2 protein-coding genes are annotated in these 1,179 nt (G+C 46.3%); both read left to right on the top strand.

Annotated elements, in window-relative coordinates; genetic code table 11:
- On the top strand, positions 1 to 475 hold a 475-nt coding region (locus tag F6K49_RS50990), incomplete at its 5' end, for a bleomycin hydrolase (RefSeq protein ID WP_293110550.1).
- 195 nt (positions 476 to 670) lie between these two features.
- On the top strand, positions 671 to 1,179 hold a 509-nt coding region (locus tag F6K49_RS50985; RefSeq protein WP_293110548.1), incomplete at its 3' end, for a HEAT repeat domain-containing protein.

Below are 1,179 nucleotides of genomic sequence, written 5' to 3'. Positions count from 1 at the left end.
AGTTGTTACTGCTGCCGATGCTGCAGGTCGTTTTCCTAGCAGCTCTGACCTTGAGTCCGTTCAAGGTAGCCTACAGCGGGCTGCTGCTCGTATGGAAGCTGCTGAAAAGCTAGCAGAAGGCATTGATAAAGTAACCAAAGAAGCTGGTGATGCTTGCTTTAAGAAGTATCCTTACCTAAAGGAATCTGGTGAAGCTGGGGATTCTCAAGTCAAGATTGACAAGTGCTACCGCGATCTTGGTCACTACCTACGCTTGATCAACTACTGCTTAGTTGTTGGCGGTACTGGTCCTCTAGATGAGTGGGGTATTGCTGGTCAGCGTGAAGTTTACCGTTCTTTGAACCTACCTACCGGTCCGTATGTAGCAGCTCTTGAGTTCACTCGCGATCGCGGTTGTGCTCCTCGTGACATGTCTGCTCAAGCTTTGGTTGAGTACAAAACTTACCTTGACTATGTAATCAACTCCTTGTCCTAAGGAGATCACGGTGAAAATCCGTCGCTGATTGACTAATATTTCGATCAGCACCTGGGGACTCTTAGTACGTTGCTTTGCCTGAATTGGTTGAGTACCGTCGAAGAGTCCCCTGATTGTTTTGGGGAGTTAGGGGGGCAAAACTAACTAAACTTCGTAAGTCCTATTGTTAATTTCTAAATCACCACTAAATCACTGATGGATAAACGTTTTGCAAATATATTTAATTTGACCGAAGATCAAGCGATCGCACTTTTAAAAACACCCTTAGACCAGCTGGAAGACCAATCTGATCGCTATCTGGCTGCATCCCATTTAATTAACTTTCCCACCGAGCGGTCAATCAATGCCCTGATGGAAACGGTGCAAGACCAAAACTCAGAACTGTACCATCGTATCGCTCGACGCAAGGCAGTGGAAAGTTTAGGTCGTCTGAAAGCCTCTGTAGCCCTACCCATCATTCGCTCATGTCTAGGGGATGAGGATTGTTACACTGTGGAAAATGCGGTCTGGGCAATTGGGGAAATTGGCACTCAAGATCCGGAAATTCTTGAAGAAATTGCCCAGCTGCTGGAGAAGCCAGGTCAGACTTATCGGGTGATTATCCAAACTCTGGCAGCACTAGACTATAAACCAGCCCTTGAGAAGATTAAGACCTTTACTAAATCTGATAATGAACCCATAGCCAGTGCTGCGATCGCAACGGA

It is taken from the genome of Moorena sp. SIO3I6 (assembly GCF_010672095.1).
Note: the sequence above shows the minus strand (reverse complement) of the source record. Positions and strands in the feature narration are given on the sequence as shown.